Origin of the sequence: Mycobacterium sp. IDR2000157661 (assembly GCF_022317005.1) — a bacterium.
Taxonomy (GTDB): Bacteria; Actinomycetota; Actinomycetes; order Mycobacteriales; family Mycobacteriaceae; genus Mycobacterium.
The window spans coordinates 2,180,921-2,193,458 of record NZ_CP081006.1 but is presented as its reverse complement, the minus strand read 5'-3'; the positions used below and the strand labels follow the sequence as shown (position 1 = coordinate 2,193,458).

Annotated in this window: 16 protein-coding genes; 9 read left to right on the top strand and 7 right to left on the bottom strand. The window is 67.2% G+C overall.

Features of this window, described 5'->3' with window-relative positions; translation table 11 throughout:
• Window positions 1-5: 5 nt before the first annotated feature.
• Window positions 6-443, bottom strand: coding sequence for a hypothetical protein (locus K3G64_RS11725; RefSeq protein ID WP_238949996.1), 438 nt, complete (start codon window positions 441-443; stop codon window positions 6-8).
• Between K3G64_RS11725 and K3G64_RS11720 the strand changes: the two genes are divergently transcribed.
• Genes K3G64_RS11720 through K3G64_RS11710 form a run of 3 tightly spaced genes read left to right on the top strand, consistent with a single transcriptional unit; the run spans window position 442 to window position 2,101 of the window.
• Window positions 442-897, top strand: coding sequence for a nitroreductase family deazaflavin-dependent oxidoreductase (locus tag K3G64_RS11720; protein ID WP_238949995.1), 456 nt, complete (start codon window positions 442-444; stop codon window positions 895-897). The genes K3G64_RS11725 and K3G64_RS11720 overlap by 2 nt on opposite strands.
• Entirely contained in the window at window positions 894-1,616 is a 723-nt protein-coding gene (locus K3G64_RS11715) for a DsbA family protein (protein ID WP_238949994.1), read from the top strand. Before K3G64_RS11720 ends, K3G64_RS11715 begins: the two co-directional genes overlap by 4 nt.
• 35 nt (window positions 1,617-1,651) lie before the next feature.
• A complete protein-coding gene (locus K3G64_RS11710; RefSeq protein ID WP_238949993.1) occupies window positions 1,652-2,101 on the top strand; it encodes a nitroreductase family deazaflavin-dependent oxidoreductase in 450 nt (149 codons plus the stop codon).
• 6 nt (window positions 2,102-2,107) lie between these two features.
• On the opposite strand, the gene K3G64_RS11705 is transcribed toward K3G64_RS11710, so the two are convergent.
• Entirely contained in the window at window positions 2,108-3,013 is a 906-nt protein-coding gene (locus K3G64_RS11705; protein WP_238949992.1) for an SDR family oxidoreductase, read from the bottom strand.
• 32 nt (window positions 3,014-3,045) lie between these two features.
• Complete coding sequence (locus tag K3G64_RS11700; protein ID WP_238949991.1) at window positions 3,046-3,822, bottom strand: SDR family oxidoreductase; 777 nt, start codon at window positions 3,820-3,822, stop codon at window positions 3,046-3,048.
• Between the two features lie 67 nt (window positions 3,823-3,889).
• Between K3G64_RS11700 and echA20 the strand changes: the two genes are divergently transcribed.
• Genes echA20 through K3G64_RS11670 form a run of 6 tightly spaced genes read left to right on the top strand, consistent with a single transcriptional unit; the run spans window position 3,890 to window position 8,778 of the window.
• Window positions 3,890-4,645: a (7aS)-7a-methyl-1,5-dioxo-2,3,5,6,7,7a-hexahydro-1H-indene-carboxyl-CoA hydrolase gene (gene echA20 / locus K3G64_RS11695; RefSeq protein WP_238949990.1), complete on the top strand. Its 756-nt coding sequence runs from the start codon at window positions 3,890-3,892 to the stop codon at window positions 4,643-4,645.
• The gene (gene ipdA / locus K3G64_RS11690; RefSeq protein WP_238949989.1) at window positions 4,642-5,526 is read left to right on the top strand and encodes a cholesterol ring-cleaving hydrolase subunit IpdA; all 885 of its coding nucleotides are present in this window, start codon (window positions 4,642-4,644) and stop codon (window positions 5,524-5,526) included. Before echA20 ends, ipdA begins: the two co-directional genes overlap by 4 nt.
• Window positions 5,523-6,269: a cholesterol ring-cleaving hydrolase subunit IpdB gene (gene ipdB, locus K3G64_RS11685; RefSeq protein ID WP_238949987.1), complete on the top strand. Its 747-nt coding sequence runs from the start codon at window positions 5,523-5,525 to the stop codon at window positions 6,267-6,269. The genes ipdA and ipdB overlap by 4 nt, the downstream gene beginning before the upstream one ends.
• A gap of 7 nt (window positions 6,270-6,276) precedes the next feature.
• On the top strand, window positions 6,277-7,347 hold the full coding sequence (ipdC, locus tag K3G64_RS11680) for a (3aS,4S,5R,7aS)-5-hydroxy-7a-methyl-1-oxo-octahydro-1H-indene-4-carboxyl-CoA dehydrogenase (RefSeq protein ID WP_238949986.1): 1,071 nt from the start codon (window positions 6,277-6,279) through the stop codon (window positions 7,345-7,347).
• Window positions 7,348-7,390: 43 nt separating this feature from the next.
• Window positions 7,391-8,044, top strand: coding sequence for a SatD family protein (locus tag K3G64_RS11675; RefSeq protein WP_238949984.1), 654 nt, complete (start codon window positions 7,391-7,393; stop codon window positions 8,042-8,044).
• Complete coding sequence (locus K3G64_RS11670; protein WP_238949982.1) at window positions 8,041-8,778, top strand: hypothetical protein; 738 nt, start codon at window positions 8,041-8,043, stop codon at window positions 8,776-8,778. Before K3G64_RS11675 ends, K3G64_RS11670 begins: the two co-directional genes overlap by 4 nt.
• A 4-nt stretch (window positions 8,779-8,782) precedes the next feature.
• On the opposite strand, the gene fadA6 is transcribed toward K3G64_RS11670, so the two are convergent.
• From fadA6 to ipdE1, 4 genes are read right to left on the bottom strand one after another with little or no spacing between them, the layout of a single operon-like run.
• Window positions 8,783-9,955 carry a steroid 3-ketoacyl-CoA thiolase FadA6 gene (gene fadA6 / locus K3G64_RS11665; protein WP_238949981.1) on the bottom strand — a complete coding sequence of 391 codons (1,173 nt, stop codon included), beginning with the start codon at window positions 9,953-9,955 and terminating at the stop codon, window positions 8,783-8,785.
• Between the two features lie 8 nt (window positions 9,956-9,963).
• Window positions 9,964-10,563 carry a TetR family transcriptional regulator KstR2 gene (kstR2, locus tag K3G64_RS11660; RefSeq protein WP_238949979.1) on the bottom strand — a complete coding sequence of 200 codons (600 nt, stop codon included), beginning with the start codon at window positions 10,561-10,563 and terminating at the stop codon, window positions 9,964-9,966.
• Window positions 10,560-11,348, bottom strand: coding sequence for a (5R,7aS)-5-hydroxy-7a-methyl-1-oxo-2,3,5,6,7,7a-hexahydro-1H-indene-carboxyl-CoA reductase (gene ipdF, locus K3G64_RS11655; protein WP_238949977.1), 789 nt, complete (start codon window positions 11,346-11,348; stop codon window positions 10,560-10,562). The genes kstR2 and ipdF overlap by 4 nt, the downstream gene beginning before the upstream one ends.
• Window positions 11,345-12,508 (bottom strand): acyl-CoA dehydrogenase IpdE1, encoded by a 1,164-nt coding sequence (ipdE1, locus tag K3G64_RS11650; RefSeq protein WP_238949975.1) that lies wholly within the window; start codon window positions 12,506-12,508, stop codon window positions 11,345-11,347. The genes ipdF and ipdE1 overlap by 4 nt, the downstream gene beginning before the upstream one ends.
• Window positions 12,509-12,538 lie beyond the last annotated feature (30 nt).

Below are 12,538 nucleotides of genomic sequence, written 5' to 3'. Positions count from 1 at the left end.
GGGCGCTACTCCCGCCGCAGGGCCGGACGGATCCGTGCCCTGATGTGGTGGATGCGGCCGTCTTCGGCGGGGATCAGAAACGTCTCATCGACGTAGGCGACCACCCGCCGGCCGCCGACCTTGGTCTTCGTGACGACGGTGAAGGTGGCGTGCACCTGGTCGCCGTCGACCCGGAAGTCCCGATCCGTGGTCGCCGCGATCACCCGGTACTGAGGCCCTCGGTTGAGGCTGCGCCGCAGATGGTCCGCCGAGAAGCCGGTCTTCACTCCGACCTCGATACGGGTGCAGTCCGGCGCAAACGGCACCTCGTCGGCTCGGTGGCTGGCCAGCGCGTCGATGTAGGCGTCGGCAGCGGCAATGCGGTCGGTATCGGAGATTCGCGGGATGGAAGCCACCGCCGAAGCATAGGGCCGCAGCGCGATGCTGCCTAGGATGATCACCATGCCGAAGTCACGTCCCCGTTTCATGGACACCAAGGCCGCCGACTTCTTCATCAAGTGGATGTCACGGCTCAACACGTGGATGTACCGCCGCAGCGACGGAGAGGGGTTCGGCAGCGACTTCCAGGGCATCCCCGTCGCGCTGCTGACGACAACCGGCCGCAAGACCGGACAGCCGCGGGTGAGCCCGCTGTACTTCCACCGCGACGGCGACACCGTCGTGGTGGCCGCCTCCAAGGGCGGCAGCGACAAACACCCGATGTGGTACCTCAACCTCAAGGCCAACCCGAAGGTTCAGGTGCAGATCAAGAAGGAGAAGTTCAACCTGACCGCGCGTGACGCCACCGAGGAGGAGCGTGCGACGTACTGGCCGCGGCTGGTCGAGATGTACCCCACCTACGACGATTACCAGTCCTGGACGGAACGCAAGATCCCGCTGGTGGTCTGCGAACCGTGACATCGGTCGACCTGCATTTCTACTTCGATCCGGTGTGCCCGTTCGCCTGGATCACGAGCAAGTGGGTCCGCACGGTGGCCGCGCAGCGGGAGTATCGGGTGGACTGGCGCTTCATCTCGCTGCGCATCATCAACGCGAACGTCGACTACGCGGCGCACTTCCCGCCCGAATACGAAGCCGGACACACGGCAGGCTTGCGGCTGCTACGCGTCGCCGCGCATGCGCGCGCCGAGCGTGGCCGCGACGCCGTTGGACCGCTGTATGCGGCGCTGGGCGCCCGCCTGTTCGACCAGCCCAGAAGCGACTCCCGGTCAGCCGCCGATCAAGCGGCACGGGAGCTGGTGAACTCTGCGCTGCAGGATGCGGGATTGGCGGCCGGGCTCGCCGACGCGCTGGACGACACCTCGCTCGACGACCTGATCCGCACCGAGACCGAGGAAGCGCTGGGCCTGACGGGCCGTGATGTCGGTACACCGATTCTGCACTTCCAACCGCCGGGCGGGACGGCGTTCTTCGGCCCGGTGATCAGCCGAGTGCCCCCGGCGGACACCGCCGCCGAACTGTGGGACCACGTCGTCGCGCTGGCCGCGTTCCCCGGCTTCGCCGAGCTCAAGCGCAGTCTGAGGGAGCGCCCTCAGCTGATCGCCTTCGGCGCCGATCCCGATTCGGTTGGTGTGGAGGAGGACTGGCACGGCGGCAGCCGTCGCACCAAGAAGTAGTGTTCGCGTGCTGCCCCGCGGGTACGTAGAGGAGCATGGCAGACGTTCGCAACTCGGGTGTGCTGGCGACTGCGCTGAAGTATTTCTCCCGCGCACACATCGCCGTCTATCAGTGGACCGGCGGCAAGCTCGGCTCGAGGTTGCTCTGGTTCCCGGCGGCGCTGTTGACCACCGAAGGACGCAGAAGCGGACAACCTCGGACGACCCCGACCCTCTACCTCCGCGACGGCGACCGGGTGGTGCTGCCTGCGTCGTTCGGCGGACGGGACGAGAACCCACTGTGGTACCGCAACCTGAAGGCCAATCCGCAGGTGCACCTGCAGATCCGCGGCGAGCACATGGATATGAAGGCGCGGGATGCCACCGATGAGGAGCGGAAGCGGTACTGGCCCAAGCTCATCAGGATGTACCCGCCGTATCGCAACTACCGGGATGCGGCCGACCGGGTGATACCGCTGGTGGTCTGCGAGCCGACCGCGGCCTAGGCCGGCTCAGGCGCCGTAGACGGGTACCGGCGGGCGCGCCTTGCCCAGCAGGTCGCGGACCACCGGCCCCAGTTCGGCCGGATCCCAGCGGGCGCCCTTGTCGACCTGCGGTCCGTGCGCCCAGCCTTCGGCCACTCGGACCACGCCACCCTCGACCTCGAACATCCGGCCGGTGACGTCGCTGGACTCGACGCTTCCCAGCCAGACAACCAGCGGCGAGATGTTCTCCGGCGCCATGGCGTCGAAGTCGCGGTCCTGCGTGGACATCATCTCGGCGAACACCGTCTCGGTCATCCGGGTACGCGCCGACGGCGCGATCGCGTTGACCGTCACGCCGTAGCGGCCCATCTCGGCCGCGGCGACCAGGGTCATCGCCGCGATGCCTGCCTTGGCTGCGCTGTAGTTGGCCTGTCCCACACTGCCTTGCAGGCCCGCGCCCGAGCTGGTGTTGATGATGCGGGCGTCTACAGGGTTGCCGGCCTTGGACTGGGCGCGCCAGTACGCCGCGGCATGCCGCATGGTGGCGAAGTGACCTTTGAGGTGGACGGCGACGACGGCGTCGAATTCTTCCTCACTGGTGTTGGCGAACATCCGGTCGCGGACGATACCGGCGTTGTTGACCAGCACGTCGACCCCGCCGAAGTTGTCGACGGCCGCTTGGACGAGGCCCTCGGCCTGGCCCCAGTCGGCGACGTTGGCTCCGTTGGCGACGGCTTCGCCTCCGGCCGCGGTGATCTCGTCGACGACGCTCTGCGCGGCGCTACCGCCACCGGCGGGCGATCCGTCCAGGCCGACACCGATGTCGTTGACCACCACGCGGGCACCCTCGGCGGCGAAAGCCAGCGCGTGGGCGCGACCGATCCCGCCGCCCGCTCCCGTGACGATGACCACGCGGCCGTCGAGCAGTCCCATGCTAGTTCCCTTTCTATTGACGTCACCGATACTCAGATGTCGGCGGTGGTGGTCGACAGGTAGTGCGGTGGCTCGCCGCCACCGTGCACCTCGAGCGACGCACCGCTGATGTATGTCGCTGCATCCGAGGCGAGAAAAGCTGTGGCCCAACCGATGTCGTCCGGTTTTGCCAGACGCCCCAGTGGGACGTTCCGGGAGATGGCGGCAATCGATTCGGCGTCCCCGTAGAACAACTCCGACTGTTCGGTCTCGACCATCCCGACGACCACGGAGTTGACCCTGACCTTGGGCGCCCACTCGACCGCGAGCGTGCTCGTGATGTTCTCCAACCCCGCCTTCGCGGCGCCGTAAGCCACGGTGCCCGGAGTCGGTCGCCTGCCGCTCACGCTGGTGATGTTGACGATGGAACCGCCCGAGGGCTGAACCTGCATGACGGTGTTGGCGTGCGTCGAGACCGACAGCGCGCCAAGTAGATTGAGTTCCAGGATCTTTCGGCTGAACTTCGCCGACGCCTCTGCGGCAGGCACGTAAGGTGAGCCACCGGCGTTGTTGACCACGACGTCGAGGCGACCGTGGTCGGCGACGATCTCGCCGATCATCGTCTTGACCGCGTCGTCGTCGCGGATATCGCAGGAGTGGAATTCGTACGGCAGTCCCTCGACCGGTCGGCGCGCACACGTCACGACGGTCGCACCCTGGTCGCCGAAGACCTTGCTGATTCCTGCGCCGACACCGCGCACACCCCCGGTGACGAGGACGATGCGGCCCTGGAGCCCGAGGCGGATGGCGCTGTCGGCGGCGTCAGTCACTGTGCTAGCGTACCAAGCAAGTGCTTGCTTAGGTAGCCGCCCCGTTTCAGAGTCGACTGGAGTTCCTATGACGATCAGCACCAAGACCGTGGAGCCGGGCATCGTCTCGGTGACCGTCGACTACCCGCCCGTCAATGCGATCCCGTCCCGCGGATGGTTCGAACTCGCCGACACCATCACCGCGGCGGGGCGCGACATGAGCACCCATGTGGTGGTGTTGCGGGCCGAGGGCCGCGGCTTCAACGCAGGCGTCGACATCAAGGAGATGCAGAACACCGAGGGCTTCACCGCGCTCATCGACGCCAACCGCGGCTGCTACGAAGCCTTCCGCGCCGTTTACGAGTGCGCGGTACCCGTCGTCGCCGCCGTCAACGGCTTCTGCGTCGGCGGCGGCATCGGCCTGGTGGGCAATGCCGACGTCATCGTCGCCTCCGACGACGCGAAGTTCGGCCTGCCCGAAGTGGAGCGCGGCGCACTGGGCGCCGCTACGCACCTGTCGCGGCTGGTGCCCCAGCACATGATGCGGCGCCTGTTCTTCACGGCCACCACAGTCGACGCCGCCACCCTGCACCACTTCGGCTCGGTGCACGAGGTGGTCCCCCGCGCTGATCTCGACGAGGCGGCGCTGCGGGTGGCCCGCGACATCGCCGCCAAGGACACCAGGGTGATCCGCGCCGCCAAAGAGGCGCTGAACCTCATCGACGTGCAGAAGGTCAACTCGAGTTACCGCATGGAGCAGGGCTTCACGTTCGAGTTGAACCTCGCCGGGGTGTCCGACGAACATCGTGATGCGTTCGCAGGCACGAACAAAGGCACCAAGTGACAGACAAACGAACGAATCTCGACGACGCCGTATCGGAAATCCGCAGCGGGATGACCATCGGCATCGGTGGTTGGGGCTCACGCCGCAAGCCGATGGCGTTCGTGCGCGCGCTGCTGCGCACCGACGTCACCGACCTGACAGTGGTGACCTACGGCGGCCCCGATCTGGGCCTGCTGTGCTCGGCGGGCAAGGTCAAGCGCGTGTACTACGGATTCGTGTCCCTGGACTCGCCGCCGTTCTACGACCCCTGGTTCGCCAAGGCCCGTACCAGCGGCGCAATCGAGGCACGCGAGATGGACGAAGGAATGCTGCGCTGCGGCTTGCAGGCGGCCGCACAGCGGCTGCCGTTCCTGCCGATCCGGGCCGGGTTGGGCAGCGACGTTCGCGCCTTCTGGGGCGACGAACTCAAGACGGTGACCTCGCCCTACCCCACCGACGGCGGATTCGAGGAACTGGTGGCGATGCCCGCGCTGACGTTGGACGCGGCATTCGTCCATCTCAATCTCGGTGACGCACAAGGCAACGCGGCCTACACCGGCATCGACCCGTACTTCGACGACCTGTACCTGATGGCTGCACAGAAGCGGTACCTGTCGGTCGAGCGGGTGGTGTCGACCGAGGAACTGGTCAAGGCCGTGCCGCCGCAGGCGCTATTGGTCAACCGCATGATGGTCGATACCGTCGTCGAGGCGCCCAACGGCGCACACTTCACCGCCGCCGAACCGGACCACCGCCGCGACGAGAAGTTCCAGCGGCACTACGCGCAGGCCGCCGGCTCCGAGGACACCTGGCAACAGTTCGTCCAGACCTATCTGGCAGGCACCGAAGCGGATTACCAAGTGGCGGTGCGCGAATTCAACGACCAGGAGGCCGCGCAGTGATTTCCGTGTCCCGCGCCGAGGTGTGCGCCGTCGCCTGCGCCGAACTGTTCCGCGATGCCGGTGAGATCATGGTCAGCCCGATGGCGACCATGGTGTCGATCGGAGCGCGGCTGGCCCGGCTGACGTTCTCCCCGGACATCCTGCTCACCGATGGCGAGGCTCGGTTGCTCGCCGACACTCCGGCGCTCGGCGTCGTCGGCGCCATCGAAGGATGGATGCCGTTCGGCCGGGTGTTCGAGACGCTGACGTGGGGCCGTCGCCACGTCGTGATGGGCGCCAACCAGATTGACCGCTACGGCAATCAGAACCTCTCGGCGTTCGGCCCGCTACAGCACCCGACTCGCCAGATGTTCGGTGTGCGGGGCGCCCCCGGCAACACGATCAACCACGCCACCAGCTACTGGGTGGGCAACCACTCCAAGCGCGTCTTCGGTGATTCCGTCGACATCGTCTCCGGCATCGGCTGGGACAAGGTCGATCCGGCCAACCCGGCATACCGGTTTCTCAACGTCTACCGCGTGGTGACCAACCTGGGCGTTTTCGACTTCAACGGCCCCGATCATCAGATGCGAGCGGTGTCGCTGCACCCCGGCGTCGAAGCCGAGCAGGTCGCCGAGAACACCTCCTTCCAGGTGCACGGTCTGGATTCCGCGGACACCACGCGACTACCCACCGAAGACGAGCAGAAGCTGATCCGCGAGGTGATCGATCCGAAGTCGCTCCGAGACAAAGAAATTCGGTGACAGTCGCATGAGCAGACTCCGCACCCCGCTGACCGAGCTGGTAGGCATCGAGCATCCCGTGGTGCAGACCGGAATGGGATGGGTCGCAGGGGCACGACTGGTGTCCGCGACGTCCAACGCAGGCGGGCTTGGCATCCTGGCGTCGGCGACCATGACGCTCGAGGAACTTCAGACCGCCGTCACCAAGGTCAAGAGCACCACCGACAAGCCATTCGGCATCAACATGCGCGCCGACGCCGGCGACGCAGGGCAACGCGTCGACCTTCTGATCCGCGAAGGAGTCAAGGTCGCCTCCTTCGCCCTGGCCCCCAAGCCCGACCTGATCGCCAAGCTCAAAGATGCCGGCGTGGTGGTCATCCCGTCGGTCGGCTTGGCCAAGCACGCCAAGAAGGTCGCCGGATGGGGCGCCGATGCCGTCATCGTCCAGGGCGGCGAGGGCGGCGGGCACACCGGGCCGATCGCGACCACGCTGCTGCTGCCGTCGGTGCTCGACGCCGTCGCCGACACCGGCATGCCGGTCATCGCCGCGGGCGGCTTCTTCGACGGGCGCGGGCTCGCGGCTGCGCTGTCCTATGGCGCCGCGGGCGTCGCGATGGGCACCCGCTTCCTGCTGACGTCGGATTCGACGGTTCCGGACGCGGTCAAGCGTCGCTACCTCGAGGCCGCGCTGGACGGCACCGTCGTCTCGACGCGTGTCGACGGCATGCCGCATCGGGTGCTGCGGACCGGTCTGGTCGAGAAGCTGGAAAGCGGCTCGCGGTTGCGCGGCTTCTCGGCGGCGGTCCGCAACGCCCAGAAGTTCAAGAAGATGTCGGGCATGACGTGGCGGTCGATGGTCAGCGATGGCCTGGAGATGCGCCACGGCAAGGAGTTGACCTGGTCGCAGGTGGTGATGGCCGCCAACACCCCGATGCTGCTGAAGGCCGGCCTCGTCGACGGCAACACCGATGCCGGTGTGCTGGCATCCGGGCAGGTGGCGGGCATTCTGGACGACCTGCCGTCGTGTGCGGAGCTGGTCGAGTCGATCGTTGCCGATGCGGTCAAGCACCTGCAGTCAGCCGCCGGACTGATCGAGTGAAGGTTTAGGCTTAATTTTGACACAGTGAAGCTATGATCTTCATATGTCACGATTGAAGTCGGCAGCTTCATCGAGCGTGCGTGCGACCCTTATCGGTGACGTGGTCGGATCTCGCAACGTCGCCAACCGCTCCGCGGCCCACCGCAGAATCAACCGCGTGCTGGGCGACGTCGGTGCCGATGCCCTCGACCCACCGGCGTTCACCGTCGGCGACGAGTTCCAGGGCAGTTTCGGCGCCGTCGGCCGGGCGATCGAGGCGGCGCTGGCCATCCGGTTGGCGGTCGCACCGGACCTCGATGTGCGCTTCGGCCTCGGCTGGGGCGCGGTGACCGTGCTGGACCCCGAATCCGGCATTCAGGACGGACCTGGCTGGTGGGCAGCCCGCGAGGCGATCGAGTGGACTGCCGCGGCGCAGCGTCAACCGGGTTTGGCGCGGGTGCGCATCGCTTTTCGCGCCGACACCGACACCCGCGGGGACACCGAGGCCATCAACGCGGCGCTGATGTGTCGGGACCATCTGCTTGGATCACTCGATGACCGATCCCTGCGAATACTGAAGGGCCTGTTGACCGATCAGACCAAGAAGGACATCGCTGCGGCCGAGGGCATCAGCGCCTCGGCCGTGTCCCAGCGCGCCGGGCGCGACGGCCTGGACTTGATCGTGGTCGCCTCGCGAGAACTGGGGAGCGTGCCGTGAGCGCGGTCGCGGTGATGCTGATCGCGATGGGTGTCGCCGATGTCATCCGGCGGTTGACCGACCGACCCTGGTTGTCGGCGTCGGTGGCGCCGGGCGTGGTCGTCGGCTGTGCGGCGTTGGCGGGGCTGTGGCGCCTCGGCGACATCGTGTTGCTGGTCATCGCTGCAGTGGCCAGCGTCGCCTGGGTGGCGTTGGGTGCGCGCGCCGAGCGCACCGGCCGGGGTCAACTGGCCCCGCTCGTGGTGTTCGGTGCGGCGCTCGCAGCGTTGATCCTGCTCTCGGGCTGGGCGTCGGACGTGGCGGCGCTGGTCGGACGCTGGCCCTCCTGGGTGGGCATCGACGTGTCCGGGGATCGGCTGCTCATGATCGTCGGCGTGATGCTGATGCAGCTGATGACCGGCAACCAGTTGGTGCGGCTGGTGCTCGGCTCGGTCGGGGCGGTCAAGCCTGCGGGTCAACCGCAGCCGTCAGACCGGTTGAAGGGCGGCAGGCTGCTCGGCCCGATGGAACGGGTGCTGATCCTCGGGCTCGGCCTGGCCGGCCAGCTCGCCGCGGCCACCGCCGTCGTCGCCGCCAAGAGCATCATCCGGTTCCCGGAGATCAACGCGCAGAAGGCGCGGGAGAACGGCGGCCTCGGAATCGACATAGGCATTGATGAGGTGACCGAATACTTCCTGGTCGGCAGCTTCGCCAGCTGGATCGTCGCGCTCGGCGGGCTGGCTCTCGCACACTGAACAGTTACGAGAGTCGCTCGATGATCGTGACGTTGGCGGTGCCCCCGCCCTCGCACATCGTCTGCAGTCCGTAGCGACCGCCGGTGCGCTCCAACGTGTTCAGCATGGTGGCGAACAGCTTGGCACCCGTCGCACCCAGCGGGTGCCCGAGCGCGATCGCGCCACCGCTGGGGTTGACCTTCGCGTGGTCGGCGCCGCTTTCCTTGAGCCAGGCCATCACGACCGGTGCGAACGCCTCGTTGATCTCGACGGTGTCGATGTCGTCGATCGACAGGCCGGTCTTCTTCAATGCGTAGGCGGTGGCGGGGATGGGACCCGTCAGCATGAACACCGGGTCCGCGCCGCGGGCACTGATGTGATGGATGCGGGCCCGCGGCTTGAGGCCATGTGTCTGCACGGCACTCTCCGAAGCGAGCAGGACCGCGCTGGCACCGTCGGAGATCTGGCTGGCCATCGCCGCCGTCAGGCGGCCGCCGTCGACGAGGGTATTGAGTCCGGCCATCTTCTCCAGAGAGGTGTCGCGGGGGCCTTCGTCGGTGACGAATCCGTCCACCGGGATGACCTCGTTCTCGAAGTGGCCGGAGCGGATCGCCTCCTGCGCCCGCTGGTGGCTGGCCAGCGCATACTCCTCCATCTCCTCCCGCGAAATGTTCCACTTCTCGGCGATCAGCTCCGCGCCGCGGAACTGCGAGATCTCCTGGTCCCCGTAGCGGTGCAGCCAGCTCTTGGATTCGTTTGTCGGAGAGGTGAACCCGAACTGCTCTCCTGCGGTCATCGCCGACGAGATCGGGATCTGGCTCATGTTCTGCATGCCGCCGGCGAGGATCAGGTCGGCGGTGCCGGACATGATCGCCTGCGCGCCGAAGGAGATGGCCTGCTGGCTGGAACCGCACTGCCGGTCGACGGTCACACCGGGCACCTCTTCGGGGTAGCCGGCCGCCAGCCACGAGAGCCGGGCGATGTTGCCGGCCTGACCCCCGATGGCGTCGACGCAGCCGGCGACGACGTCGTCGACCGCACCGGGATCGACGTCCACCCGGTCGAAGAGGCCGCGCCAGACGGCGGCACCCAGATCGACGGGATGAACGCCCGCCAGCGAGCCGTTGCGCTTGCCGACGGCGGTGCGTACCGCGTCGATGACGTAGGCCTCGGAAACGGCCCCGGTGACTCCGGTCATGTCAGTCCTCACTCCCTTGTGATTCCGCCGAGAACGATCGACAGATACTGCCGACCGACTTCCTCGGCCGTCAGCGGTCCGCCCGGCTGGTACCAGCGGACCGAAACCCAGGTGGTGTCGCGGATGAACCGGTAAACCAGGTCGACGTCGATGTCGGGCCGGAAGTAGCCCTCCTCGATGCCCCGGTTGAGCAGGTCCAGCCACATTTTACGTTGCTGTTGGTTGCGCTCCTCGACGTAGGAGAAGCGCTCGTGGCCCGACAGTCGCTTGGCCTCGTCCTGATAGATGACGACCTGGGAGTGCCGGTGCTCGATCGCCTCGAACGACGCCATGAACAGGCCCTTGAGCCGCTCGAGCGGATTGGGTTCGGTGTCGACGATCTGCTGGTACCGGCCGAACAACCAGTCCAGGAAGCCGCGCAGCACCTCGTCGACCATCTCCTCCTTGGAGGCGAAATGGTGATACAGGCTGCCGGAGAGGATGCCCGCCGAGTCGGCGATGTCGCGCACCGTGGTTGCCCGCAGCCCGCGCTCGGCGAACATGGCCGCGGCGAGCTCGAGCAGCTCGTCTCTGCGGCTGATCGGCTGGCTCGCTGCGGGGGAAGTCATGCGCGCTGGCTCGAAACCGAGATGACTTCTCCGGTCAGGTAACTGGAGTAGTCGCTGGCCAGGAACGCGATGGTGGCTGCGACCTCCCACGGCTCGGCGGCCCGCCCGAACGCCTCCCCCTCCGACAGTCGGTCGAGCAGGTCGGAGCTGCTGGTCTTCTCGAGGAACTTGTGTCGCGCGATGCTCGGCGACACCGCGTTGATGCGCACGCCGTACTCGACGGCCTCGATCGCGCTGCACCGCGTCAGCGCCATCACGCCGGCCTTGGCCGCCGCGTAGTGTGACTGCGAATGCTGTGCGCGCCAGCCCAACACGCTGGCGTTGTTGACGATGACGCCACCGTGGTCGGCTTCGCGGAAATAGCGCAGCGCGGCACGCGTCGCACGCATCACCGACGTCAGCGTGACGTTGAGAACGCGGTCCCATTCCTCGTCGGTCATGTCGACGACCGGTGTCTGCCCACCCAGGCCGGCATTGTTGACCAGCACGTCGAGCCGGCCCATCCGCGCCGTGGTCGACGCGATGAGCGCGTCGACCTGTGCGGTGGAGGTGACGTCACACACGACGCTCTCGACCCTGCCGAGGCCGAGTTCGGCCAGCCGATCGCGCGTTTCGCCGAGGCGCCGCTCATGGTGGTCGGAGACGACGACGTCGGCGCCTTCGGCCAGTGCGCGGCGGGCCACCGCGGCCCCGATTCCGGTGCCCGCAGCCGCCGTCACCACCACGACCTTGCCGGCGAGAAGACCGTGTCCCTCAATCTCTTTCGGCACTTCGGAGAGACTCAACCCTTGACCTCCCGGGGCAGGCCGAGCACCCGCTCGGCGATGATGTTGCGCTGCACCTCGTTGGACCCGCCGTAGATGGTGTCGGCACGCGAGAACAGGAACAGCCGCTGCCACTCGTCGAAGTCGCCGTCGGTCAGCGTCAGCCCGTCTGTGCCGAGCACCTCCATGGCGATCTCGCCGAGCTCGCGATGCCAGTTGGCCCACAACAGCTTCGACACCGAGTCTTTTCCGGCGGCCGTGCCGCCTCGCTGCTCCACATCCATGGTCGCCAGCGCGTAGGACCGCATGGTGCGCAGGCCCGCCCACGACCGTGTCAGCCGCTCCCGGATCAATGGATCATCAGCCGCGCCGGTGCGTTTCGCCAACTCCACGACACCGGACAGCTCGCGGGCGTACTCGATCTGCTGACCCAGCGTCGACACGCCGCGCTCGAAGGTGAGCGTGCCCATCGCCACCCGCCAGCCGTCACCGGGGTCACCGACCACCAGCGATGCGTCGGTGCGGGCGTCGTCGAAGAACACCTCGTTGAACTCCGAATCACCGGTCAGCTGGACAATCGGCCGGATCTGCACACCGGGCTGGTCGAGGGGCACCAACAGGTACGACAGTCCGGCGTGGCGTTTGCTTCCCCTCTCGGTGCGCGCGACGACGAAGCACCACTGCGCCCAATGCGCCAGCGACGTCCACACCTTCTGCCCGTTGATCACCCACTGATCACCGTCGAGTTCGGCCGTTGTCGCGACGTTGGCCAGGTCGCTGCCCGCGCCCGGCTCGGAGTAGCCCTGACACCACAGCTCGGTGACGTCGAGGATCTTCGGCAGGAACCGCTGCTGCTGCTCGCGGGTTCCGTAAGCGATCAGCGTCGGACCGAGCAGCTCCTCGCCGAAGTGGTTGACCTTCGCGGGAGCGTTCGCGATCGCATACTCCTCGTAGAACGCCACCCGATGCGCGACGGTCAGCCCGCGCCCGCCGTGCTCCTCGGGCCAGCCCAGGCATGTCAATCCGGCGGCGGCCAGGTGTTGATTCCACGCCAGGCGTTCCTCGAACGCCTCGTGCTCGCGGCCCGGCCCGCCGAGGCCTTTCAGCGTGGCGTACTCGCCGACCAGGTTGTCGGCAAGCCAGTCACGGACCTCGGCCCGGAACTCCTCGACCTCAATCACCCTTGTAGGCTAACCTACCAAGCACTTGCT

Excerpts from the sequence above, each read along its gene's own strand:
- K3G64_RS11720 (WP_238949995.1), top strand. The coding sequence starts at position 442 with ATGCCGAAGTCACGTCCCCGTTTCATGGACACCAAGGCCGCCGACTTC.
- K3G64_RS11725 (WP_238949996.1), bottom strand. The coding sequence starts at position 443 with ATGGTGATCATCCTAGGCAGCATCGCGCTGCGGCCCTATGCTTCGGCG.
- K3G64_RS11710 (WP_238949993.1), top strand. The coding sequence starts at position 1,652 with ATGGCAGACGTTCGCAACTCGGGTGTGCTGGCGACTGCGCTGAAGTAT.
- K3G64_RS11705 (WP_238949992.1), bottom strand. The coding sequence starts at position 3,013 with ATGGGACTGCTCGACGGCCGCGTGGTCATCGTCACGGGAGCGGGCGGC.
- echA20 (WP_238949990.1), top strand. The coding sequence starts at position 3,890 with ATGACGATCAGCACCAAGACCGTGGAGCCGGGCATCGTCTCGGTGACC.
- ipdC (WP_238949986.1), top strand. The coding sequence starts at position 6,277 with ATGAGCAGACTCCGCACCCCGCTGACCGAGCTGGTAGGCATCGAGCAT.
- K3G64_RS11675 (WP_238949984.1), top strand. The coding sequence starts at position 7,391 with ATGTCACGATTGAAGTCGGCAGCTTCATCGAGCGTGCGTGCGACCCTT.
- fadA6 (WP_238949981.1), bottom strand. The coding sequence starts at position 9,955 with ATGACCGGAGTCACCGGGGCCGTTTCCGAGGCCTACGTCATCGACGCG.
- kstR2 (WP_238949979.1), bottom strand. The coding sequence starts at position 10,563 with ATGACTTCCCCCGCAGCGAGCCAGCCGATCAGCCGCAGAGACGAGCTG.